This window comes from Burkholderia sp. Bp9140 (genome assembly GCF_003853425.1).
Lineage (GTDB): Bacteria > Pseudomonadota > Gammaproteobacteria > Burkholderiales > Burkholderiaceae > Burkholderia.
This window is the reverse complement of the sequence record NZ_QTPQ01000018.1, coordinates 66,919-90,329: the sequence shown is the minus strand read 5'-3', so window position 1 is coordinate 90,329 and position 23,411 is coordinate 66,919. Positions and strand designations below refer to the sequence as shown.

20 protein-coding genes are annotated in these 23,411 nt (G+C 68.6%); 13 read left to right on the top strand and 7 right to left on the bottom strand.

The genetic code is table 11. From position 1 onward, the window contains the following. Positions 1-106: 106 nt before the first annotated feature. Together glcC and DIE21_RS16800 are read left to right on the top strand one after the other, a co-directional pair. Positions 107-877, top strand: a complete 771-nt coding sequence (gene glcC / locus DIE21_RS16805) for a transcriptional regulator GlcC (protein ID WP_124498793.1) — start codon at positions 107-109, stop codon at positions 875-877. 196 nt (positions 878-1,073) lie between these two features. Then, on the top strand, positions 1,074-2,555 hold the full coding sequence (locus DIE21_RS16800; protein WP_124498752.1) for a nitronate monooxygenase: 1,482 nt from the start codon (positions 1,074-1,076) through the stop codon (positions 2,553-2,555). A gap of 103 nt (positions 2,556-2,658) precedes the next feature. Here DIE21_RS16800 and DIE21_RS16795 read toward each other — a convergent pair whose 3' ends face one another. The 6 genes from DIE21_RS16795 to DIE21_RS16770 form a co-directional block, all read right to left on the bottom strand. Next, positions 2,659-3,780, bottom strand: a complete 1,122-nt coding sequence (locus DIE21_RS16795) for a Fic family protein (RefSeq protein ID WP_221622390.1) — start codon at positions 3,778-3,780, stop codon at positions 2,659-2,661. 245 nt (positions 3,781-4,025) lie between these two features. Further along, a complete protein-coding gene (locus DIE21_RS16790) occupies positions 4,026-4,877 on the bottom strand; it encodes a carbohydrate ABC transporter permease (protein ID WP_124498751.1) in 852 nt (283 codons plus the stop codon). 17 nt (positions 4,878-4,894) lie between these two features. Beyond that, positions 4,895-5,848, bottom strand: coding sequence for a carbohydrate ABC transporter permease (locus tag DIE21_RS16785; RefSeq protein WP_124498750.1), 954 nt, complete (start codon positions 5,846-5,848; stop codon positions 4,895-4,897). 54 nt (positions 5,849-5,902) lie between these two features. Next, a complete protein-coding gene (locus DIE21_RS16780) occupies positions 5,903-7,162 on the bottom strand; it encodes an ABC transporter substrate-binding protein (RefSeq protein ID WP_124498749.1) in 1,260 nt (419 codons plus the stop codon). A 63-nt stretch (positions 7,163-7,225) separates the two neighbouring features. Next, positions 7,226-9,217, bottom strand: a complete 1,992-nt coding sequence (locus tag DIE21_RS16775; RefSeq protein WP_124498748.1) for a beta-galactosidase — start codon at positions 9,215-9,217, stop codon at positions 7,226-7,228. A gap of 9 nt (positions 9,218-9,226) precedes the next feature. Beyond that, the gene (locus DIE21_RS16770; RefSeq protein ID WP_124498747.1) at positions 9,227-10,375 is read right to left on the bottom strand and encodes an ABC transporter ATP-binding protein; all 1,149 of its coding nucleotides are present in this window, start codon (positions 10,373-10,375) and stop codon (positions 9,227-9,229) included. 190 nt (positions 10,376-10,565) lie between these two features. Here DIE21_RS16770 and DIE21_RS16765 point away from each other — a divergent pair, with 190 nt between their 5' ends. Both DIE21_RS16765 and DIE21_RS16760 read left to right on the top strand, forming a co-directional pair. Continuing rightward, the gene (locus DIE21_RS16765) at positions 10,566-11,603 is read left to right on the top strand and encodes a LacI family DNA-binding transcriptional regulator (protein ID WP_124498746.1); all 1,038 of its coding nucleotides are present in this window, start codon (positions 10,566-10,568) and stop codon (positions 11,601-11,603) included. Between the two features lie 50 nt (positions 11,604-11,653). Further along, positions 11,654-12,130, top strand: coding sequence for an OsmC family protein (locus DIE21_RS16760; protein WP_124498745.1), 477 nt, complete (start codon positions 11,654-11,656; stop codon positions 12,128-12,130). Positions 12,131-12,200: 70 nt separating this feature from the next. Here the strand turns inward: DIE21_RS16760 and DIE21_RS16755 are convergent, their stop codons facing one another. After that, a complete protein-coding gene (locus tag DIE21_RS16755; RefSeq protein WP_124498744.1) occupies positions 12,201-13,151 on the bottom strand; it encodes a LysR family transcriptional regulator in 951 nt (316 codons plus the stop codon). A 114-nt stretch (positions 13,152-13,265) separates the two neighbouring features. Here DIE21_RS16755 and DIE21_RS16750 point away from each other — a divergent pair, with 114 nt between their 5' ends. The 9 genes from DIE21_RS16750 to DIE21_RS16710 all read left to right on the top strand — a co-directional run bounded on the left by DIE21_RS16750 (position 13,266) and on the right by DIE21_RS16710 (position 23,397). Then, positions 13,266-15,017 (top strand): IlvD/Edd family dehydratase, encoded by a 1,752-nt coding sequence (locus tag DIE21_RS16750; protein ID WP_124498743.1) that lies wholly within the window; start codon positions 13,266-13,268, stop codon positions 15,015-15,017. A gap of 102 nt (positions 15,018-15,119) precedes the next feature. Then, a complete protein-coding gene (locus DIE21_RS16745; RefSeq protein WP_124498742.1) occupies positions 15,120-16,049 on the top strand; it encodes a dihydrodipicolinate synthase family protein in 930 nt (309 codons plus the stop codon). Between the two features lie 17 nt (positions 16,050-16,066). Further along, positions 16,067-16,996, top strand: a complete 930-nt coding sequence (locus DIE21_RS16740) for a Gfo/Idh/MocA family protein (protein WP_124498741.1) — start codon at positions 16,067-16,069, stop codon at positions 16,994-16,996. A gap of 80 nt (positions 16,997-17,076) precedes the next feature. After that, positions 17,077-18,081: an arabinose ABC transporter substrate-binding protein gene (locus DIE21_RS16735; RefSeq protein ID WP_124498740.1), complete on the top strand. Its 1,005-nt coding sequence runs from the start codon at positions 17,077-17,079 to the stop codon at positions 18,079-18,081. Positions 18,082-18,101: 20 nt separating this feature from the next. Further along, complete coding sequence (gene araG / locus DIE21_RS16730) at positions 18,102-19,664, top strand: L-arabinose ABC transporter ATP-binding protein AraG (RefSeq protein ID WP_124498739.1); 1,563 nt, start codon at positions 18,102-18,104, stop codon at positions 19,662-19,664. 31 nt (positions 19,665-19,695) lie between these two features. Beyond that, complete coding sequence (araH, locus tag DIE21_RS16725; RefSeq protein WP_124498738.1) at positions 19,696-20,718, top strand: L-arabinose ABC transporter permease AraH; 1,023 nt, start codon at positions 19,696-19,698, stop codon at positions 20,716-20,718. 51 nt (positions 20,719-20,769) lie between these two features. Next, a complete protein-coding gene (locus DIE21_RS16720) occupies positions 20,770-21,672 on the top strand; it encodes an SMP-30/gluconolactonase/LRE family protein (RefSeq protein WP_124498737.1) in 903 nt (300 codons plus the stop codon). A 171-nt stretch (positions 21,673-21,843) separates the two neighbouring features. Beyond that, on the top strand, positions 21,844-22,347 hold the full coding sequence (locus DIE21_RS16715) for a MarR family winged helix-turn-helix transcriptional regulator (protein WP_124498736.1): 504 nt from the start codon (positions 21,844-21,846) through the stop codon (positions 22,345-22,347). Positions 22,348-22,566: 219 nt separating this feature from the next. After that, positions 22,567-23,397: a p-hydroxycinnamoyl CoA hydratase/lyase gene (locus tag DIE21_RS16710; RefSeq protein WP_124498735.1), complete on the top strand. Its 831-nt coding sequence runs from the start codon at positions 22,567-22,569 to the stop codon at positions 23,395-23,397. Positions 23,398-23,411 lie beyond the last annotated feature (14 nt).

Sequence of the window (23,411 nt, the reverse complement as noted above, 5' to 3'; positions counted from 1 at the left end):
TTTTGGAAGCGTGCCTGGGCGGTGGCGGTGGTTGTGACGGAAAACCCAATCGCAACAAGGGTTTGTGAGAAAATCGGCGATGTTCTCCCGAAGTGGTCATACCAGTATGGAAATGCAGAATCGACAAGCGCCGGCGCGCAATGTGGCCGACGTCGTCGCCGAGCGGATCGAGCAGTTGATCGTCGACGGCGTGCTGAAGGCCGGACAGGCGCTGCCGTCCGAGCGGCGGCTCACCGAGAAGCTCGGCGTGTCGCGCACGGCCGTGCGCGAAGGGATGAAGCTGCTGCGTGCGCGCGGGATCATCGACACGACGCACGGCAAGGGTTCGTTCGTCGCGAGCCTGACCCCGCAGCGCGAAGTCTCGCCGATGATGCATCTGCTCGGCTCGCAGCCGCGCACGCTGTACGACCTGTTCGAGGTGCGCGGCATGCTCGAGGCGGAGGCTGCGCGGCTCGCCGCGCTGCGCGGGACGCCCGCCGACTTCATCCTGATCCGGCGCCGCTACGAGGAAATGACGGCGGCCGATGCGCAGGATCTCGATCCGGCCGCGCGTGCGAAGCTCGACCATGCGTTCCATCTCGCGATCTGCGAGGCGTCGCACAATCCGGTGCTCGTCAACACGCTGCAGTCGCTGACCGACCTGCTGCTCAGTTCCGTGTTCGCGTCGGTGAACAACCTCTATCATCGCGAGCCGCTGAAGAAGCAGATCGACCGCCAGCACGCGCGGCTCTACAACGCGGTGACCGGGCGGCTGCCCGACCAGGCGCGCAAGGCCGCGAGCGAGCATATCCGGCAGTGCGTCGACTATCTGCGCGAGATCGAGGAGGAGGAGCAGCGGCTCGTGCGCTCGACGCTGCGCCTCGAAGGCTGGACCTGACACCGAACGACCGGAGCGGCCATTGCCGCCATGACGTGTATCAAGCATGTCGGGCCGGCGCTGCGGCCTGGCGGTCGAATATGTCACAATGTGATCCATTCGATGCACGGCCCGACACGACCCGTTTCGCCTTTGCGCGACGCGCGCTTTGGCTGTCGACCGTGACGCGCCGCCGATCCTGAAAGGAGGACACTGCATGTCGATTCCGACGCGTGGCGACGGGCCCGAGGCCCGCGCCGTCCAGATCCTGCATCGCCCGGTCTGCGACCTGCTCGGCTGTGCCTGGCCGATCGTGCTCGCGGGCATGGGCGGCGTCGCGCGGGCCGAGCTCGCGAGCGCCGTGAGCGCGGCCGGCGGGTTCGGTTTTCTCGGGATGGTGCGCGAGCCGGTCACGCTGATCCGGCGCGAGGTCGAGCAGGTGCGCGCGGCCACCGAGCGGCCGTTCGGCGTCAACCTGATTCCCGCGTCGACGCCGCCCGGGTTGCTCGATGCGCAGCTCGACGCGTGTATCGAATTGCATGTGCCGGTCGTTGCGCTGTTCTGGGATGTCGTGCCGGGCGTCGTGCGGCGTCTGCGCGATGCGGGCGTGCGCGTGGTTCATCAGGTCGGCTCGCTCGACGACGCGCGCGCGGCCGAGGCGGCGGGTGCGCAGGCGCTGATCGTCCAGGGGCATGAGGCGGGTGGCCACGTGCGTGGTGATCGGCCGCTGGCCGAGTTGCTGCCAGACGTGGTTCGCGCGACGCGGTTGCCGGTGCTCGCGGCGGGCGGGATCGTCGACGGTGCGGACGTGGCCGCCGCGATGGCGCTCGGCGCGCAGGGCGCGGTGATGGGCACGGCCTTCATCGCGACGCACGAGTCGTTCGCGCATGCGTATCACCAGCAGCGGATCGTCGATGCGCGTGAAGGCGACACGCTGCTGACCGATATCTTTCACATCAACTGGCCGCGCGGCGCGCGGGTGCGTGTGCTGCCGTCGAGTGTCACGCGGGGCGAGCGGGGTGATCCGTTCAGTGACGAGCGCGTCGTGATCGGCGACGAGGAAGGTCGGCCGATCCATCTGTTCAGTACCGACTCGCCGCTGCGCACGATGACAGGCGATTTCGAAGCGATGGCGTTGTATGCGGGTATGGGCGCCGGGCGGATCGGCGCGATCGAATCGGCCGGCGACGTGCTGCGCCGGATCGTGCTCGATGCGGCGGCGATCGTCGAGAAAGCGGCGGCCGCGTCATCGGCGGGCGACGCGGGTGAGAATCGTACGGCGTTGCTCGCGGCGCTCGATGAATTGCTGGAAGCGGAGCGCGCGGGTGCTCGCGTCGCTTCGGAGACGGCGGCCGAGGTCAACGACGATCCCGAACTCCATCGGCTGATCGCGCATATTCGCCAGGACGAGGCGCATTGGTGCAGCGTGCTGGTCGATGCGATTCGCACGCTCGGTGCGACGCCGACGCGTGCGACCGGTTCGTTCCATGAAAAGGCGATGGCGATCGACGATCTGGCCGAGCGGATGGCGTTCTTGAACCGCGGCCAGAGGTGGGTCGTACGCAAGCTGCAGGCACTGCTGCCGACGCTCGCGAATCCGGATATTCATCACGCGCTGTCGCTGATGCTGGTCGCGCATGAGAAGAATATCGGGGCGGTGGATGTGAGGTTGCGGGAGGGGCGGTCGGGCGACGCGTAGCAGGCGGGGCCTGCGAGACATCCAGCGTCCGACCTGGCGGGAGGATCGAAAGGCGGGAAACTGCGACGACAGCCGTCGCCGGCTACGCCTGCAGGCGATGGCGTCAGCCGCCGAACGGCGCCAGCTCGTAGCTCGTGCTTCGGCCGGCGGACAGCGAGCGGCGCAGCACACCGTGCGCGACGAGTTCGCTGATATCGCGCAGCGCCGTGTCTTGCGAGCACTTCGCGAGGGCCGCCCACTTGGTGGTCGTCAGTTTCCCTTCGAAGCCGTCGAGCAAGCGATTCATGACCTTGGCCTGGCGTTCGTTCATCGCGAGGCCCGCATGTTGCTGCCAGAAGCGCGCCTTGACCAGGACCGCATCGAGCGTCGTGTGCGCGTGATCGACGGCCCGCCCCAGGGTGTTCAGAAACCACGCGAGCCATTCGGTGACGTCGAGCGAATCGCGCTGCGTACGTTCCAGCACGTCGTAATACGCGTGACGTTCGCGCTGGATTTGCGCCGACAGGCTATAGAAACGTTGTGGACTCCGATCGGCGCGCGCCAGGACCAGATCCCCGAGCGCGCGCGCGATCCGGCCGTTGCCGTCGTCGAACGGGTGAAGCGTGACGAACCACAGGTGGGCCAGGCCGGCCCGGATCAGCAAAGGCTCGGTTGGCGGCGCATTGAGCCACGCGAGAAAGCGTCCGATCTCGCCGGTCAGGCGCGCGGCGGGCGGCGCTTCGAAATGCACGCGCTGTCGACCGATCGGCCCGGACACCACCTGCATCGGCCCGCTCGCATCCGTACGCCATGCACCGACCGTGATGCGCGACATCCCCGAATAGCCGGTCGGGAAAAGAGCGGCATGCCACCCGAACAAACGGCCTTCGGTGACCGGCGCCGCCGAATGGGTCGTCGCATCCAGCACCATGTCGACCACGCCCTCGATGTGGCGATCGACTGGCGCCAGGGCGCCGATATCGACGCCAAGCCGACGCGCAATCGACGATCGAACCGATGCGACGTTCAGGCTTTCGCCCTCGATGGCGCTGGTCTTGACGACATCCTCCGTCAGCGCGGCCAGGCTGGCCTCGTCGCGCAGCGCCAGGCCGATATCCGCCAGTCGCCCGACCAGCATGCCTTGCGCACGGCTGACGTCGGCGAGTGGCGTGGCGAGTGCCGGGAGGTCGAAGCGCCATGCAGGCCAGTCGGCCGACTCCCAGATGAAGGTGTAATCTCCGCTCATGATGCGGAGATTATCCCACCGATTCGCCGCACGATTCAATATTCACCGCAATTTTTGCGGAGAATATCCGGTCTATTCACCGCACCGTCAAGGTCATCAAGCGCCGCGATGACAGGGGCGCGACGGGAAATACGGCTTCCCCAAAGGATCGCGTCGCGTTCGACGAAGAACCAGGAAAAAAGCCCGCCGAAGCGGGCAACCTCTCGATGAAGAGGAGGAGATGCGAATCCGCGACCAGCGCTTGCTCAACCTTTCGTCGCCCCGAACGTCAGCCCCGCGACGAAATGCTTCTGCATCGCGAAGAACATCGCGACCGACGGCAGCGCGGCAAGAATCGACCCGGCCGACACCAGATTCCACGACGTGGTCCATTGCCCCTTCAGCGCCGCCACCCCCGCGGTAATCGGCGCAGCCTCATCGCCTTGCGTGAGGCACAGCGCCCAGAAGTAATCGTTCCACACGAACGTGAACACGAGGATCGCGAGCGCGGCCAGCGCAGGCCGGATCAACGGCAAGACGATCCGCCAGAACACCGTCCACTCGCCCGCGCCTTCGATCCGCGCAGCCTCGATCAACTCGAACGGCAACTGCTTGATGAAGTTCCGCAGAAACAGCGTGCAGAACCCCGTCTGAAACGCGACGTGAAAGAGAATCAACGCCTCGACCGTGTTGAACACCCCGAGCCTGAGCGACAAATCCCGCACCGGAATCATCAACACCTGCACCGGCACGAAGTTCCCCGCGACGAACGTCCCGAACAGCGCGGCATTGCCACGAAACCGGTAAGTCGCGAGCGCGAACCCGGCCATCGCCGCAAGCGCGATCGAGCCGAGCACGGACGGCACCGTGATCTGCACGCTGTTCCAGAAGTAATGCAGCATCGGCGACGTGGTCAGCGCGTCGCGATAGTTCTCGATCATCGAGAAGTGCCGCGGCCAGCCCCAGTAGTGGCCTTCGACCAGCTCCTCGGTCGAGCGCACCGACGTGACGAACACCGCGATCATCGGCAGCAGCCAGATCACGAGCGCGACGGGCAGCGACAGCTTGTACAGCCGGCGCGAGACGGGCTTCCATTGGGTAACGGGCGTCGGAAACATGATGGCCACCGGTCAGGTTATTGCTCGTTGCGCAGCAGGCGGCGCAACTGGAACACGATGTAGACGAGCATGATCGCGAACAGCACGACCGCGATCGATGCGGAATAGCCGAGCCGGTAGTACTTGATCGCCTGGTCGTACATGTAATACGCGAGCACGGTCGAGCTCTCGAACGGGCCGCCGCCCGTCATCACCGAGATCAGGTCGAAGCTGCGCAGCGCACCGATCACCGTGACGACGATCGCCATGAACGTGGTCGGCCGCAACTGCGGCAGCACGACGTGCCACAGCAGCGCGAAGCCGCGCGCGCCCTCCATCCGCGCCGCTTCGATCTGCTCCGGGTTCACCGACGTGAGGCCGGTCAGGTACAGGATCATGCAGTACGCGGTTTGCGGCCACAGCGCGGCGAACACGATGCCGAACGTCGCATAGCGTGCATCGCCGAGCACCGGGATCCCGTGTCCGGCGATCAGCGCGAGCAGGCCGAAGGTCGGATCGTAGAACCACGAGAAGATCAGGCCGACCACCACGCCGGACAGCACGAACGGCGCGAAGAACAGCGACTTCACGAGCCGGATGCCGGCCACCGCCTGGTTCAGGTACAGCGCGAGCGCGAGCCCGAGCGGCGGCGCGAGCATGAACAGCGCGAGCCAGATCACGTTGTTGCGCAGCGCGGTGTAGAAGGTCGGCGCGTGCAGCAGCTCCGCGTAGTTCGCGAGACCGACGAACGTGCGCTCGGTCATCCCGTCCCAGTTGCAGAGGCTCAGCCACAGCGTCGACAGGATCGGCCAGATCACATAGACAGCAACCATCGCGCACGCAGGCGCGAGAAAGAGCCACGCGGCGCGCCGTTGCCGCCGCACGGCGGGCGACGGGCGACGTGCGGGCAGCGCGGTGGCGGTGGATGCGCCGCGCGGCGGCGGCGCGGCGCCAGCGCCGGCGGGCGGGGGGGACGTGATCGGACTGGACACGGCAAGCCTCCTGGGCGGACGCGGCGGCGCAGGGCCGCCGCATGGGTCGCGCGATTACTTCTTGTAGATCCGCTTGCGGGTCTGTTCGAGTTGCGCGAGCACGGTATCGAGCTGCGCGGGATTCGCGACGAACTGCTGCATGCCCTTCATCCCTTCGTCGGCCATTTCCTTCGTCATGTCGCGGTCGTAGAACTGCGCGACGCCGCCCTTCGTGTCGGCGAGGATCCGGAAGCCGATCCGCGAGATCGGATCGGCCGGCTCCGGCGACTTGCTGTTGGCCGACAGCGAGCCGAGCCCTTCCGCGAGCTTCGCGCCCATCTCGGGCGTTTCGACGAACGCGAGGAACGTGTGTGCGTCAGCCTTGTTCTTCGCCTTGGTCGGAATGTGCAGCGATTCGACCGGGCCGTCCTCGGCGGTCGGCACCTTCGGGTCGATGATCGGGAAGCGGTAGTAGCCCATTTCCTGCTTCACGTTCGGCGGGAAGCCCGCCGCGATGAAGGTGCCCATCAGCATCATCGCGGCCTTGCCCTGGAACAGGAACGGCTGCGCGCCGTCGAGATCGTAGGACAGCGCGTTGTCGATGAAGTAGCCCGAGTCGATCAGCGATTTCCACGTCGTGTAGACCTTCTTCACGCGCGGGTCGGTGTACGGCACGTCGCCGGCCATCAGCTGCTGGTGGAACGCGTTGCCGTTCAGGCGCAGGTCGAGATAGTCGAACCAGCCGGCGAGCGTCCACGCGTCGCGGCCGCCGACCGCGATCGGCGTGATGCCGGCCGCCTTCAGCTTCCTGCACGCGTCGAGGAATTGATCCCAGGTCTTCGGCTCGTCGGCGATGCCGACCTTGCCGAACAGGTCCTTGCGGTAGAACAGCCCCCACGAGTAATAGACGGTCGGCGCCGCGTACTGCTTGCCGTTATACGACGACGCGTCGCGCGTCGACGCGTACATCGCGCCCCAGCCGTTCTTCGTCCAGTCGCCGCTCAGGTCCTCGAACAGCCCGCGCTTCGCGTAGTACGCCATCCGCTCGCCCGCGTGCCAGTTCACCACGTCGGGCGCGACGGTCGTGAGCCACGCGGGGAGCTGCACCTTGTACGCTTCCTCGTCGACGAAGGTGGGCTTCACGTCGATGTCGGGATGGGCCTTGTGGAACGCCTCGAGCGTCGACTGCCAGACCGCGCGCTGGCTGGCGCCCTTGAACGCGATGTTGATCGTCAGCGTGCCCGCGCCGGCCGGCGCCGCGGCGCCGAACGAAGCGAACGCGATGGCGGCGGCGGTCGCAAGCCGGGCGGCGACGCGAAGGGGGCGATGTGTCATGGGTGTCTCCAGTCCTGTGTGTCGTTGTGCGTGACCGGCGCATCGCGGCGCCGGGGGCGGTTGCTACGAACGGCTTCGATACACGGCGACGCCTTGCGGCTCGACCTGCGCGGCGCCGACCACGAACGCGGACGGCGGCACCCCGTCGATCGTGTGCGGCGTGCCGCCATAGTTGAATACGTAGGTCAGGCCGCCGCGCCGGCTCATGCGCACGCCGTCGCCGAGCGGCGACGGTGCCAGGCCGGCTTCGGCCGCGACGTCGGCGAACAGGCGCGCGGTGGTCGCGTCGTCGAACAGCGCGGCCCAGTAGTGCAGCGTGCCATGCGACACGCAGGCCGGATGACCGTCGGCGAAGCGCGCACGCACGACGCTGCGTGCGTCGTCGTGCAGCTCGACGAGGTCGCGCCAGTGCCGTGCGTCGCCGGTGAGCGGCGCGCCGTCGCGCAACGTGCCGTCGATCCGCTCGGTCACGTTCGGCCGCAGCGATTCGACGCGCCATACGCGCACCGGCAGGATCGACGCGAGGGGGCCGGGCGGCAGCGCGGGCGGAATCTGCAGGTCGGCGGTCTTCGATCCGGTGCGCGGGCCGAACACCGCATGCGCGCCCGATGCGGCGAGCCGCGCCGCGAAGTCGTCCGGCACGACCGGCAGCGGCGGCACGGCGACGAGCCGGTAGCCGTCGAGCGGCGCGTGCGCGGAAATGATGTCGACGTCGAGGCCGAGCGAACGCAGTGCCGAGTAGTACTCGAACGCGAAGCGCGGGTAGTGGAAATCGGCGCCTTGCGGCTGCACGTCGAGCAGCCACTTCGCTTCGTAGTCGAACACCAGCGCGACGGGTGCGCGCACCGCGCCGTTCGCGTCGGCATCGGCACCGGCGTCGAGCACGGCCGCAACCTCGCGCGCGACGCGCTGCGCTTCGCGGCCGCCTTCGTCGAGCTTGTCGTCCGGCGTGTGCAGGCCCGCATGCATCTGCTCCTGCGCGAACGGCGCCTGCCGCCAGCGGAAGTAGGACACGCAGCCGGCGCCGTGCGCGAACGCTTCCCAGCTCCACAGGCGCACCATGCCCGGCAGCGGCGCGGGGTTCCACTGCGCCCAGTTCACGGGCCCCGGCTGCTGCTCCATCACCCAGAACGGCAGCTTCGACATCCCGCGATACAGATCGTGATTGAACGACGCGAAATCCGGATGGCCGGTGCGCAGCCAGCGCGCCTTCACGTCGGGCGCGAACCACTGCTCCTCGAGCGCGCCGAGCGGATAGCTGTCCCACGTCGCGACGTCGAGGTCGCGTGCGACTTCGTAGTGGTCGAACTCGGTGAAGAGCTGCATGAAGTTGTGCGCGACGGGGCGGCCCGGCGAATGCGCGCGGATCACGTCGACCTGCATCCGGTGATAGCGCGCGACTTCGTCGGACGCGAAGCGCCGGTAGTCGAGGCGATGCGACGGATGCGCCTCGGTCACGGTGCCGACCGGCGCGTCGACTTCGTCGAAATGCCGGTACTCCATGCTCCAGAACACGGTGCCCCAGGCGCGGTTCAGCGCGTCGATCGTGCCGTGGCGCGCCTTCAGCCATTCGCGAAAGCGCACGAGCGCGGCCGGCGAGTAGCTGACGACCGTCTGGTGGCAGCCGAGCTCGTTGTCGGTCTGCCAGTAGCGCACGGCCGGGTGGCGCCCGTAGCGTTCGGCGACCGCCGTGCAGATGCGGCGCGACGCTTCCAGATAGGTCGGCGACGAGAAGTCGTAGTGGCGGCGCGAACCGAACCTGCGCGGCCGGCCGTCCGCACCGATCGCGAGGATGTCGGGGTGACGGTCGACCAGCCATTTCGGCGGCGTCGCGGTCGGCGTGCACATCACGATGTCGAGGCCGGCCGCACCAAGCACGTCGACCGCGCGGTCGAGCCAGCCCCAGTCGTATTCGCCCGGCGACGGCTCGATGCGGCTCCATGCGAATTCGGCGATCCGCACCTGCGTGATGCCGAGCGCCTTCATCCGGCGGGCGTCGTCCGCCCACATCGATTCCGGCCAGTGTTCCGGGTAGTAGCAGACTCCGAGGCGCATGCCCGATCCTTATGCGTAGTGGTGGACGTGAACGTCGGCGCACGCGGGCACCGCGCGGCCGTCTTCGGTGAAGAGGTGACAGGCCGCGGCCGGCGCATGCGCGTGCACGCGCTCGCCGCCGCGCACGGCCGCGTCGCCGGGCACCTTCGCGATCAGCGGCGTGCCGCCGGGCTGGTCGAGGTGCACGTAGGTCTGCTCGCCGAGGCGTTCGACGAGCGCGACGTCGCGCGCGAGCGTCGTCGCGTCGCGCGCGGCGCCGAGCGTCAGGTGTTCGGGGCGGATGCCGAGCGTGACGGCAGCGCCCGGCGCGAGCGCGGAACCGTCGCGCGGCACCGTGAAGGTTTCGCCGGACGGCACGACGGTGACGGTCGTGCGTTGCGCGTTGCAGGCGGCGACGACGGCCGGCAGGAAGTTCATTCGCGGCGAGCCGATGAAGCCGGCGACGAAGCGGCTGGCCGGATGGTGATAGAGGTCGAGCGGCGCGCCGACCTGCGCGATGCTGCCGTGCCGCGCGGTGTCGGCACCGGCGTGCAGCAGCACGATCTTGTCGGCGAGCGTCATCGCCTCGGTCTGGTCGTGTGTCACGTAGACGACGCTCGCGCGTTCGAATTGCCGGTGCAGCTTCGCGATCTCGATGCGGGTCTGGCCGCGCAGCGCCGCGTCGAGGTTCGACAGCGGTTCGTCGAACAGGAACACGCCGGGCTCGCGCACGATCGCGCGGCCGATCGCGACGCGCTGCCGCTGGCCGCCGGACAGCGCCTTCGGCTTGCGCTCGAGCAGCGTGTCGAGCTGCAGGATCCGCGCGGCGTCGCGCACCTTCCGGTCGATCTCGGCCTTCGGCACGCGCGCGAGCTTCAGCCCGAACGCCATGTTCTCGTAGACCGTCATGTGCGGAAACAGCGCGTAGCTCTGGAACACCATCGCGACGCCGCGTTCGGCGGCCGGCACGTCGTCGACGCGGCGGCCGTCGATCGACAGCTCGCCGTCGCTCAGGTCCTCGAGCCCGGCGATCATCCGCAGCAGGGTCGACTTGCCGCAGCCGGACGGGCCGAGGAACACGCAGAACTCGTGCGCGCCGATCTCCAGATCGACGTCGCGAATGACCGGCGCGTGCTCGCCATAGGTTTTCTGCACGCGCCGCATCGAGATGCTCGCCATTGTCTCCGCTCCATGTTCTAATGCGCCTTCGTCGATGCTTAAGCGCTTAATCATCGCGATCGAAAAAAGAGCCGGTGGCGATCGCGGCCGAGTCGCGCCCATCGGGCGGGCGGCAGGGTGTGCGGCGATAGTGCGCCGCTTCGGTGAGCGAAGCAAATACTGGATCGACGTCTCATATAGTGAACAAGTGATGGCGACACTCGATGAAGTGGCCCGCCGCGCCGGCGTGACGGCCGCGACGGTCTCGAACGTGCTGCGCAACCGCGGCCGGGTCGGCGCAGCCACCCGCGCGCGGGTGCTCGACGCCGTGCAGGCGCTCGGGTACCGGCCGCATCTGGCCGCGCGGGCACTCGCGGAAGGGCGCGCGCCGACGGTCGCGCTGATGGTGTCGAGCATCGCGAACCCGTTCTATCCGGAATTCGCGCTCGCGGTCGAGCGCGCGGTGCGCCGCAACGGGCAGTTCCTGATCGTCTGCAATACGAATGAAGATCCGTTGCAGGGGCGCGCGTATCTCGACCAGATCGCCGGCACGATTTCCGAGGGCATCCTCGTGACCAACGCGAACCTGCACCTGCCGGATCTGGTCGACGTCGCGCGGCGCGGCGTGCCGGTCGTGCTGTGTCTGTGGGAGCGGCCCGATGCGCCGCCCGAAGGATTGCCGTGCGTGGCGGTGGATTTCCGCGAGGCGGGGCGGATCGCGACGCGGCATCTGCTCGAACTCGGGCACCGGACGATCGGCGTGATCGTCGGCGGGTCGGCGAGCGGCGTGCAGGCGGCGCGCTACGACGGCTTCGTCGACGTGATGCGTGAAGCGGGGCTCGACGCGTCGATCGTCGCGGCCGAGCACGATTCGATCGAAGGCGGCGTGCGCGCGGCGGGCCGGCTGCTCGACGCGCATCCCGGGTTGACCGCGCTGGTCGCGGCCAATGACCTGCCCGCGATCGGCGCGCTGCACGCGGCGGCCGATCGCGGCCGGCGCGTGCCCGACGACCTGTCGATCGTCGGCATCACCGATATTCATCTGGCCAGCGATACGCGTCCCACGTTGACGACCGTCGCGATCCCGACCGCCGAGGCCGCGGGGCTCGCGGTCGAACTGCTCAATGCGTTGCGCGAGGCGGGCGGGCAGATCGACGATGCGTCGCGCGTGCGGACGGCGTCGGTGCCGCGGCTGGTGGTGCGGGGGACGACGGGCGAGGTACCGGGGCGGACGAGCCGCATCACGTGATTCCGGTGCCACAATGGCGGCCTCACGTACCGATCACCCAGGAGAGCGAGATGGCGCATGGCGAACACAAGTACCGCGTGGCGGTGGAGTGGACCGGCAACCGCGGAACCGGCACGTCGGGGTACCGCGAATATGGCCGCGATCACGTGATCCGCGCGGGTTCGAAGCCGGACATTCCGGGCTCGTCGGACGCGGCGTTTCGCGGCGACGCGGCGCGCTGGAACCCGGAGGACCTGCTGCTGGCGTCGGCATCGGCGTGCCACAAGCTCTGGTATCTGCATCTGTGTTCCGATGCGGGCATCCGCGTGCTCGCGTATCTCGACGACGCCGAAGGGACGATGCTCGATACCGCCGAGCCGGGGCGCTTCACCGAAATCGTGCTGCATCCGCGCGTGACCATTCGCGCCGGCGACGATCGCGAGCTGGCCGGGCGGCTGCATCATGACGCGCATGCGAAGTGCTACGTGGCGAACTCCGTCAATTTCCCGATCCGGTGCGAGCCGGTGATCGAGTTCGCCGCCGCGTGACGCACGCGGCGGGCGTCAAAGACCGCCGCGCGCGACGCGGTGAGCGGGCGCGCGGAATCTGATCGCCGCGCTACAACCCGATCCCGTAAACCTCCCGCGCCGCCGCACGAATCGCGTCGGCCATCACCGCGACGGCCGGCGAATGCAGCCGGTCGGTGCGCGTGATGATCCCGAAATCGTCCATCCGGCAATCCATCTGCAGCGGCAGCACCGAGACGATCCCATGTCGCGCGTAGTACAGCGCGACATCTTCCGCGAGCACCGCGATCATGTCGCTCTGCTCGATCAGCTGCGTGATGAACAGCAGCGCGGCCGTCTCGACCACATTCGCCGGCGGCGCCAGGCTCGCGCGCTGGAACACGAGCTCGAAGCGATGGCGCAGCACGCTGCCGGCCGGCGGCATGACCCACGCGGCGCGCTGCACGTCGGCGAGCGACAGCGGCGCCTGCGCGAGCAGCGGATGGCCGGGCCGCACGACCGCGGCGACCGGCTCGCCGGTCAGCGGCTCGTAGCGCAGGTGCAGCTTGTCGTGTTCGGCGGACAGCCGGCCGAGCACGATGTCGAGCTTGTCCTGCGCGAGGTGTTCGAGCAGCGCGTTGCTTGTGTCGATCTCGACGGACACCCGCACGTTCGCATGCGTACCCTTCACCGCGGCGACGGCCGGCGGCACGAGCCGCAGCCCCGGCGACGTGATCGCGCCCACCGCCACGTGCCCGAGATGGCCGGCCTTCAGCGCCGCCAGCTCCTCGCGCGCCTGGTCGAGGCTGCCGAGCGCCGCGCGCGCGTGGCGGATCAGCGCGTCGCCGTACAGCGTCGGCCGCATCCCGCGCGGCAGGCGCTCGAACAGCACCGCGCCGATCGACTCCTCGAGCTCGCGCAGCAGCTTCGACGCGGCCGGCTGCGTCATGTTCAGCGCGGCCGCCGCGCGGTGAATGCTGCCTTCGTCGGCGAGCGCGACGACCAGCAGGAGCTGGCGGGTCTTCAGGCGGCTGCGGTTTCCCCACGGACTGGCTTCGTGCATCGTACGGGTTTATATCGATATCTGAATCGATATCGTAATCGCCTAAAACGTCATTAGCCAGTTATCAAAATTCTGCCTAGACTGCGCCGGTATCCCGTCACCACAGGACTGACGATGTCGGCAACAAAACCCAGGCTGCGCTCCACCCAATGGTTCGGCACCAACGACAAGAACGGCTTCATGTACCGGAGCTGGATGAAGAACCAGGGCATTCCCGATCACGAGTTCGACGGTCGGCCGATCATCGGCATCTGCAACACGTGGTCCGAACTGACGCCGTGCAATGCGCACTTCCGCAAGCTCGCCGAGCACGTGAAGCGCGGGATCTCCGAAGCCGGCGGCTTCCCGGTCGAGTTCCCGGTGTTCTCGAACGGCGAATCGAACCTGCGGCCGTCGGCGATGCTCACGCGCAACCTGGCGTCGATGGACGTCGAGGAAGCGATCCGCGGCAACCCGATCGATGCGGTCGTGCTGCTCGCCGGCTGCGACAAGACGACCCCCGCGCTGCTGATGGGCGCGGCGAGCTGCGACGTGCCGGCGATCGTCGTGTCGGGCGGGCCGATGCTGAACGGCAAGCTCGAGGGCCGGAACATCGGTTCCGGCACGGCCGTGTGGCAGCTGCACGAATCGCTGAAGGCGGGCGAGATCGACCTGCATCACTTCCTGTCGGCCGAAGCCGGCATGTCGCGCTCGGCCGGCACCTGCAACACGATGGGCACCGCGTCGACGATGGCGTGCATGGCCGAGGCGCTCGGCGTCGCGCTGCCGCACAACGCGGCGATTCCGGCCGTCGACTCGCGCCGCTACGTGCTCGCGCACATGTCGGGCATCCGCATCGTCGAGATGGCGCTCGAAGGGCTCGTGCTGTCGAAGGTGCTGACGCGCGCCGCGTTCGAGAACGCGATCCGCGCGAACGCGGCGATCGGCGGCTCGACCAACGCGGTGATCCACCTGAAGGCGATCGCGGGCCGCATCGGCGTGCCGCTCGAACTCGAGGACTGGATGCGCATCGGCCGCGACACGCCGACGATCGTCGACCTGATGCCGTCGGGGCGCTTCCTGATGGAGGAGTTCTATTACGCGGGCGGCCTGCCGGCCGTGCTGCGCCGGCTCGGCGAAGGCGGGCTGCTGCCGAACCCGGACGCGCTGACGGTCAACGGCAAGTCGCTGTGGGACAACGTGCGCGAAGCGCCGAACTACGACGACGAGGTGATCCGCCCGCTCGACCGGCCGCTGATCGCGGACGGCGGGATCTGCATCCTGCGCGGCAATCTCGCGCCGCGCGGCGCGGTGCTGAAGCCGTCGGCGGCGAGCCCCGAGCTGCTGAAGCATCGCGGCCGCGCGGTGGTGTTCGAGAACCTCGACCACTACAAGGCGACGATCAATGACGAAGCGCTCGACGTCGACGCCAGCTCGGTGCTGGTGCTGAAGAACTGCGGGCCGCGCGGTTATCCGGGGATGGCCGAGGTTGGCAACATGGGGCTGCCGCCGAAGCTGCTGCGCCAGGGCGTGAAGGACATGGTGCGGATCTCGGACGCGCGGATGAGCGGCACCGCGTACGGCACGGTCGTGCTGCACGTCGCGCCGGAAGCGGCCGCGGGCGGGCCGCTCGCCGCCGTGCGCAACGGCGACTGGATCGAACTCGACTGTGAGGCCGGCACGTTGCATCTGGATATTCCGGACGACGAACTGCAGCGCCGTTTGTCGGACGTCGATCCGACCGCGGCGCCGGGCGTGGCCGGGCAGCTCGGCAAGGGCGGCTACGCGCGGCTGTATATCGATCACGTGCTGCAGGCCGACGAGGGGTGCGACCTCGACTTCCTGGTCGGCACGCGCGGCGCGGACGTGCCGAGCCATTCGCATTGAACAGCAGGCGCGGCGCGGGCGACGGTCCGCGCCACGCGAAGTGGTGATGTGAAACCGTGAACGCTTGATGGCCTCGCCTCGAGGCCGACGCAGGACCGAACCATGACATCGAGCAGCACACCGCGCTATCGCGGCATCTTCCCCGTCGTCCCGACGACGTTTTCCGAAACCGGCGAGCTCGACCTCGCGAGCCAGAAGCGTGCGGTCGATTTCATGATCGACGCGGGCTCCGACGGGCTGTGCATCCTCGCGAACTTCTCCGAGCAATTCGCGATCACCGACGACGAACGCGACGTGCTCACGCGCACGATCCTCGAACACGTCGCCGGCCGCGTGCCGGTGATCGTCACGACGTCGCACTACAGCACGCAGGTGTGCGCGGCGCGCAGCCTGCGCGCGCAGCAGCTCGGCGCCGCGATGGTGATGGCAATGCCGCCGTATCATGGCGCGACCTTTCGCGTGCCCGAAGCGCGGATCTACGATTTCTTTGCACGCGTGTCGGACGCGATCGCCATCCCGATCATGATCCAGGACGCGCCCGCGAGCGGCACCGCGCTGTCCGCGCCGTTCCTTGCGCGGATGGCGCGGGAGATCGAGCAGGTCTCATACTTCAAGATCGAGACGCCGGGTGCGGCGAACAAGCTGCGCGAGCTGATCCGGCTCGGCGGCGATGCGATCGAAGGGCCGTGGGACGGCGAGGAGGCGATCACGCTGCTCGCCGACCTGCATGCGGGCGCGACCGGTGCGATGACGGGCGGCGGGTTTCCGGACGGGATCCGGCCGATCCTCGAGGCGTTCCGCGACGGGCGGCACGACGATGCGTTCGCGCGCTATCAGGCGTGGCTGCCGCTGATCAATCACGAGAACCGCCAGTCCGGGATCCTCACCGCGAAGGCGCTGATGCGCGAAGGCGGCGTGATCGCGTGCGAGCGGCCGCGGCATCCGATGCCGGAACTGCATCCGGACACGCGCGCGGAGCTGCTCGCGATCGCGCGCCGGCTCGATCCGCTCGTGCTGCGCTGGGCGCACTGAGCGAAGGAGGAACGCAGATGAGCAAGGAGATTTCGCTGGCGGTGATCGGGATCGGCAAGATCGCGCGCGACCAGCATTTGCCGGCGATCGCCGCCGAACCGGGTTTCGTGCTGACCGCTTGCGCGAGCCGGCACGCGGAAGTCGGCGGCGTGCGCAATTATCCGGACCTGCGCGCGCTGCTGGCCGCCGAGCCCGAGCTCGACGCGGTGTCGCTGTGCGCGCCGCCGCAGGTGCGTTATGCACAGGCACGCGCCGCGCTCGAAGCCGGCAATCACGTGATGCTGGAGAAGCCGCCGGGCGCGACGCTCGGCGAAGTGGCCGCGCTGGACGCGCTCGCGCGCGAACGCGGCCTCACGCTGTTCGCGACCTGGCATTCGCGCTGCGCGAGCGCGGTGGAACCGGCGCGCGCGTGGCTCGCGACGCGCACGATCCGCGCGGTGCAGGTGCGCTGGAAGGAGGACGTGCGGCGCTGGCATCCGGGGCAGCAGTGGATCTGGGAACCCGGCGGGCTCGGCGTGTTCGATCCCGGCATCAACGCGCTGTCGATCGTCACGCGGATCCTGCCGCGCGAGCTCGTGCTGCGCGAGGCGACGCTCTATGTGCCGAGCGACGCGCAGATGCCGATCGCGGCCGAACTCGATTGCGCCGATACGGAGGGCGTGCCCGTGCATGCCGAATTCGACTGGCGCCACGGCCCCGTCGAGCAATGGGAGATCGCGGTCGACACGTCGGACGGCGTGCTCGCGATCAGCCGCGGCGGCGCGCAGTTGTCGATCGACGGCGCGCCGGTCGAGATCGGGCCGGAGCGCGAGTATCCTGCGCTGTATGCGCAATTCCGCGCGCTGATCGCGCGCGGCGAAAGCGACGTCGACGTACGGCCGTTGCGGCTCGTCGCCGACGCGTTCCTGTTCGGGCGGCGCGTCGGGACCGACGCGTTCGGCCGCTGAAAACGTGCCGGCGCGCTCCATCGCGATCGCGACCGCGCACGACGGATGTTGAAGACCCAAGCCAATACAAGGAGACACGCATGAACCGCACGATTCGCCGACACACCCTGCGCGCGCTGTTGGCCGCGCTTTGCCTCGCGCCGCTCGGGATGCAGGGCGCCGCGCACGCCGACGCGCCGCTGAAGATCGGCTTCCTGGTGAAGATGCCCGAGCAGGCATGGTTCATCAACGAGCAGAACGCAGCCGCCGCGCTCGGCCAGAAGGAGAACTTCTCGGTCGTGAAGATCGGCACGCCGGACGGCGAGAAGGTGCTGGCCGCGATCGACAACCTCGGCTCGCAAGGCGCGCAGGGCTTCGTGATCTGCGCGCCCGACGTGCGCCTCGGCCCGGCGATCGCGTCGCGCGCGAAGCGCTACAACATGAAGTTCGTGACGGTTGACGACCAGCTGGTCGACTCGACTGGCAAGCCGCTGTCGAACGTGCCGCACCTCGGGATGTCGGCGACCAAGATCGGCAACCAGGTGGGCCAGGCGATCGCCGACGAGATGAAGCGGCGCGGCTGGAAGCCGGAAGAAGTCGGCGCGCTGCGCATCACCAACTACGAGCTGCCGACCGCGAAGCTGCGCACCGACGGCGCGACGCAGGCGCTGCTCGCGAACGGCTTCCGCAAGGAGAACATCTTCGACGCGCCGCAGAAGACGACCGACGACGAAGGCGGTTTCAGCGCGGCGGCGCCGGTGCTCGCGCGCCATCCGAACATCAAGAAATGGGTGGTCTATGCGCTGAACGAGGAAAGCGTGCTTGGCGCGGTGCGCGCGACCGAACAGCTGCACATCCCGGCCGCGGACGTGATCGGCGTCGGCATCAACGGCGCGGGCGAGGCGTTCGCCGAATTCCAGAAGAAGGAGCCGACCGGCTTCTACGGGACGATCGCGGTCAGCTCGACGAACCACGGCAAGGACAGCACGCAGAACCTCGTCGAATGGATCCGCAACGGCAAGGCGCCGCCGGCCGACACGCAGACGAGCGGCAAGCTGATGACGCGCGCGAACTGGCAGGCCGTGCGCGCCGAGCTCGGCATCTGAGCGTGCGGGGCGCAGACGCAATGACGATGCAGACGATGACGGCCGTGCCCGGCAACGGCGACGCGGCGACGGCCGGTGCCGCTGCGCCGCCGCCCGGCGGCGCGCTGCTCGCGCTCGACGGGATCACGGTGACGTTCCCGGGCGTGCGCGCGCTCGATGGCGTGTCGCTGTCGGTGCGCGCGGGCGAAGTGCACGGGCTGATGGGCGAGAACGGCGCGGGCAAGTCGACGCTGCTGAAGGTGCTGTCCGGCGTGAACCAGCCGCAGGCCGGCACGCTGATGCTGAACGGCACGGTGCAGCGCTTCGCGTCGACGCGCGCCGCGCTCGAGGCCGGCATCGCGATCATCTACCAGGAGCTGCATCTGGTGCCCGAGCTGACGGTCGCGGAGAACCTGATGCTCGGCCAGCTGCCGAGCCGGCTCGGCGTGGTCGACGAGCGCGCGCTCGCGGTGCGTGCGCTCGATGCGCTGGAGCGGCTCGGCGAGCACATCGATCCGGACATCCCGGTGAAGTATCTGTCGATCGGCCAGCGCCAGATGATCGAGATCGGCAAGGCGCTGATGCGCGACGCACGCGTGATCGCGTTCGACGAACCGACCAGTTCGCTGTCCGCGCGCGAGACGACGCAGCTGTTCCGGATCATCCGGTCGCTGCGCGCGGAGGGCCGCGCGATCATCTACGTCACGCACCGGATGGAGGAAGTCGACGCGCTGTGCGATCGCGTGACGGTGTTCCGCGACGGCCGCCGGATCGAGACGTTCGAATCGGTCGCCGACCTCGATCGCGACCGGCTGATCGGCTGCATGGTCGGCCGCTCGATCGAGGACGTGTACGGCTACCGGCCGCGCACGGCCGGCGACGTCATGATCGAGGCGAAGGGGCTGACCGGGCCCGGCCTGTCCGAGCCGGTGTCGTTCGCCGCGCGGCGCGGCGAGATCGTCGGCTTCTTCGGGCTCGTCGGCGCGGGCCGCTCGGAGCTGATGAAGCTGCTGTACGGCGCGGCACGCCCGAGCGGCGGGCACGTCGAGCTGGGCGGCAAGCGCGTCGCGTTCGCGAGCCCGCGCCATGCGGTGCGCGCCGGCATCGCCCTGTGCCCCGAGGACCGCAAGCAGGAAGGCATCGTCGCGATCGCGTCGGTGGCCGACAACCTGAACATCAGCGCGCGCCGCCACTTCAGCCCGGCGCGCATGCTGCTCGACGCGCGGCGCGAACGCGAACTCGCGCAGAAATACATCGAGCGGCTCGCGATCAAGACCCGCGACGGCGACACGCCGATCGGCGCGCTGTCGGGCGGCAACCAGCAGAAGGTCGTGCTCGCGCGCTGGCTGGCCGAGCGCATCGACGTGTTCCTGATGGACGAGCCGACGCGCGGCATCGACGTCGGCGCGCGCGCGGAAATCTACAACCTGTTCTACGAACTCGCGGAAGCGGGCCGCACGGTGATCATCGTGTCGAGCGATCTGGCCGAGGTGATCGGCGTGTCGGACCGCATCATCGTGATGAAGGAAGGACGGATCGCGGGCGAGATCGTGAAGGCGCAGGCGACGCCCGACGCGCTGATCAAGCTCGCGCTGCCGCGCTGAGCGGCCTGCAGTCAACCGGAATGCAAACGTTATGAGCCAGGCAATGCAACCCCAACGTAGTTCCCCGTCCCCCGATGCCACGGCAGCCGTGCCCGCGCGAGCGCGCGGCGGCATGTGGCAACTGATCAACCGCTCCGGCATCGTGATGGTGTTTCTCGTGCTGTTCGCGACGCTGTCGCTGACCGTGCCGGACTTCCTCACGCCGCGCAACATCCAGGGCCTGCTGCTGTCGGTCACGCTGATCGGCTCGATCGCGGTGACGATGATGTTCGTGCTCGCGCTCGGCGAGGTCGACCTGTCGGTCGCGTCGATCGTCGCGTTCTCGGGCGTCGTCGCGTCGACGCTGATCACCGCGACGCACAGCGTGCTGTTCGGCACGGTGGCCGGCATTCTCGCGGGCGGCGCGGTCGGGCTCGTGAACGGCGTGCTGATCGCGCGCTGGCGGATCAATTCGCTGATCGTCACGCTCGCGATGATGGAAGTCGTGCGCGGGCTCGCGTTCATCACGTCGAATGGCGACGCGGTGATGATCTCCGAGGAACGCTTCTTCGAGCTCGGCTCCGGCGCATTCCTCGGCATCTCGTATCCGATCTGGAGCAACATCGTCGGCTTCGTCGTGTTCGGCTTCCTGCTGCGCAAGACGGTGTTCGGCAAGAACGTGCTGGCGGTCGGCGGCAACGGCGAGGCCGCGCTGCTCGCGGGGCTGCCGGTGATGCGCATCAAGATCGCGGTGTTCGTGCTGCAGGGGCTCGTGACCGGCTTCGCCGGCGTGATGCTCGCGTCGCGGATGAGCCTCGGCGACCCGAAGACGTCCGTCGGCCTCGAGCTCGGCGTGATCTCCGCGTGCGTGCTCGGCGGCGTGTCGCTGACGGGCGGCGTCGCGACGATCTCCGGCGTGCTGGTCGGCGTGCTGATCATGGGCTCCGTGCAGGACGCGATGAGCCTCTTGAACGTGCCGACCTTTTACCAATATCTGATACGCGGCGGAATTCTGTTGCTCGCGGTGCTGTTCGACCAGTATCGTCGCAACCAGCGGCGCGCGATGAAGATCTGACCCTGACGAACGCGTAGCCGCCTGCGAATGCGACAGATATCGGGAGACGGCATGCAACAGACTCATCCGGGCGCGGTGGCGGCGCTGCTGGCAGACAGCCGCAACACGCTCGGCGAAGGCGCGACGTGGTGCGACTCGACACACGCGCTGTACTGGACGGACATCGAAGGCGCGCGGCTGTGGCGCTGCCGCGCGGACGGCTCCGACGTCGCGCAGTGGCCGATGCCCGAACGGCTCGCATGCTTCGCGCTGACGCACGAGCCGGACGTGCTGCTCGTCGGGCTCGCGACGCATCTCGCGTTCTTCGACCTGCGCAGCGGCGCGTTCACGCGCATCGTCGACGTCGAGCCCGACCTGCCGACGCGGCTGAACGACGGCCGCTGCGATCCGTTCGGCGCGTTCGTGTTCGGGATGAAGGACGAAGGCGGCGACCCGCCGCGCGCGGTCGGCGGGTTCTATCGGCTCAATCCCGATCTCACGCTCGAACGGCTTGCGCTGCCGGCGGCGGCGATCGCGAACAGCATCGCGTTCTCGCCGGACGGCACGAAGATGACTTTCTGCGATTCGATGGTGCGCGAGATTCTCGTCTGCGATTACCGCGCGGGCGGCGACGTCGCCAACGTCCGGCCGTTCGCGCGGCTCACCGACGCGGACGGCGACCCGGACGGCTCGACGATGGATCGCGACGGCGGGCTATGGAACGCGCAGTGGGGCGGCCGGCGGGTGGTGCGCTACGGGCCGGACGGGGTCGAGACGGACCGCGTGGCGGTGCCGACCGCGCAGCCGAGCTGCGTGGCGCTCGACGGCGAAGGCCGGCTGTATGTGACGAGCGCACGCGTCGGGCTCGGCGACGACGCGCTGGCGGGCGACGCGCATGCCGGCGGCGTGTTCGTCGCGCGGACGCGCCATGCGGGGCTGCCGACCGCGCGGTTCGCGGGTACGCCGCGCGGCTGACCGCGTACTGGATCCCGTCCATGGGATGCCGCCGACGCGGCGGCCTTCGCGGTCAGGCCCGCAGATGGCCGCCCGTGCGTGCACGCGCAGCGGCTGTCCGATTGCCTGGAACGCCCCATTTGCCCCCCGACCTGCTGGTAAGATGGCCCGCAACGCCATCCCGCCCGCACCATGAGCTCCACCCCGACCAAGCCCGCGAATCCGAAAACCGCCGCGAAGAACGCCGCCCGCGCGACGGGCGACAAGCCGAAGGCGCGCGTGCAGCAGCGCCTGACCTACGTGATCGGCGGTCTCGACAGGCTGCTGCGCCGGCACATGACCGACGCGCTCGCACCGCTCGGCATCACGCTCGCGCAATACACGGCGCTGTCGGTGCTCGAGGCGCGCGGCGCGTCGTCGAATGCGCAACTGGCCGAGCGCTCGTGGATCACGCCGCAATCGGCGAACGAGGTGATGAGCGTGATGGCCGCCCGCGGTTTCGTCACGCGCGAAGCGGACCCTTCGCACGGCCGCATCATCCTGCTGACGCTGACCGACGAAGGCGCGGCGATGCTGCGCGAATGTGAAGCCGTGCTGCGCCCGCTCGAGACTCGAATGCTCGGCGACATCTCCGCCGACGACGCCGCGCACGTGCAGCACGCGCTCGAACTGTTCTCGCGCAACCTGCGCGGCTGATCCCTTCCCGAACCTTCCCTGCGCGGGCCCGTGCGGCCCGCGTTCGCGTTGCCGGTCGCCGGACCGTTCCCTGCTTCGTTCGTTTCCTCCACTTCGTGCTCCGGGTTTACACCGGCGCTCGTGCCGCTTGCAATATCAGGTAGCCTGATATTAAATGAAGCCGTCCGCAGCAGGAATGCTGCGCACCGAATCGCACAGGAACGAACGACAGGAACAGACATGAGCAAGTACGACAATCGCTGGCAGACCGTTGAAGTGAACGTGGAGGCCGGCATCGCGTGGGTGACGCTGAACCGTCCCGAGAAGCGCAACGCAATGAGCCCGACGTTGAACCGGGAGATGCTGCAGGTCCTCGACGCGGTCGAGTTCGACGACGAGGCGAAGGTGCTGGTGCTGACCGGCGCGGGCGCCGCGTGGACGGCCGGCATGGATCTGAAGGAATATTTCCGCGAGATCGACGGCGGCTCCGACGCGCTGCAGGAAAAGGTGCGCCGCGACGCATCGGAATGGCAGTGGCGCCGCCTGCGGATGTACAACAAGCCGACGATCGCGATGGTGAACGGCTGGTGCTTCGGTGGCGGGTTCTCGCCGCTCGTCGCGTGCGACCTCGCGATCGCGGCGGACGAAGCGGTGTTCGGGCTGTCGGAGATCAACTGGGGCATCCCGCCGGGCAACCTCGTCAGCAAGGCGATGGCGGACACGGTCGGGCATCGCCGCGCACTGCACTACATCATGACCGGCGACACGTTCACCGGCGTCGAAGCGGCGGAAATGGGCCTCGTGAACAGCAGCGTGCCGCTGGCCGGCCTGCGCGACGCGACGATCGCGCTCGCCGCGCGGCTGATGGACAAGAACCCGGTCGTGCTGCGCGCCGCGAAACACGGCTTCAAGCGTTCGCGCGAACTCACGTGGGAGCAGTGCGAGGATTACCTGTATGCGAAGCTCGACCAGGCGCAGCTGCGCGATCCGGAGCGCGGCCGCGAGCAGGGGCTGAAGCAGTTCCTCGACGACAAGGCGATCAAGCCGGGCCTGCAGGCATACAAGCGCTGATACAAGCGCCGACG